Origin of the sequence: Sphingomonas sp. FUKUSWIS1 (assembly GCF_000733135.1) — a bacterium.
Taxonomy (GTDB): domain Bacteria; phylum Pseudomonadota; class Alphaproteobacteria; order Sphingomonadales; family Sphingomonadaceae; genus Sphingomonas; species Sphingomonas aerolata.
Map to the genome: position 1 here is coordinate 1 of NZ_JPJC01000209.1, position 642 is coordinate 642.

A 642-nucleotide genomic window follows, 5' to 3' on the forward strand; every position below is an offset into this window, starting at 1 on the left:
GGATCCGCCGCGTGTGCCGGGAGCGCGATCCCCGATGCGAGGAGGAGCGCCAGGGCGATTGCCAGGCGGCTCACCGGAGCTGGCTCGAGGTCGCGAGCATCTCGTCCGCGGTCTTCACCACGCGGCTGTTCATCTCATAGGCGCGCTGCGCGGTGATCAGCGCGGTGATCTCGGACACCGGGTTGACGTTCGACGCCTCGACAAAGCCCTGCAGCGTGTCGCCAAAGCCCGGCTGGCCCGGCGCGGCGACGGTTGGCTGCCCCGACGAGGCGGTTTCGAGGAAGAGGTTGCCGCCCTGCGCCTCCAGCCCCGCCTCGTTGACGAAGGTCGCGAGCTGGATCTGGCCGACGGTCTGCAGCGCGGGATCGTTGGCGAGCTTGACCTGAACCTCGCCGGTCTTCGAGATCGCGACGTCGACCGCCTCGGGCGGGATGACGATCGCGGGTTCGACGCGGAAGCCGTCCGCGGTGACCAGCTCGCCCTGTTCGGATAGCTGGAACGATCCGTCGCGGGTGAAGCCGATCTGCCCCGAGGGCAACGTCACCTGGAAATAGCCGCGCCCCTGGATCGCGATGTCATAGCGGTTGCCGGTCTGGTTGGGCGCACCCTGTTCGGTGATGCGGTAGACGCCACCGGTCTTCA

The 642-nt window shown here is 68.4% G+C and carries 1 protein-coding gene; it reads right to left on the bottom strand.

The genetic code is table 11. From position 1 onward, the window contains the following. Window positions 1-70: 70 nt before the first annotated feature. The coding region (locus sphsw_RS12620) for a flagellar hook-basal body protein (RefSeq protein WP_031440924.1) at window positions 71-642 on the bottom strand (572 nt) is incomplete at its 5' end.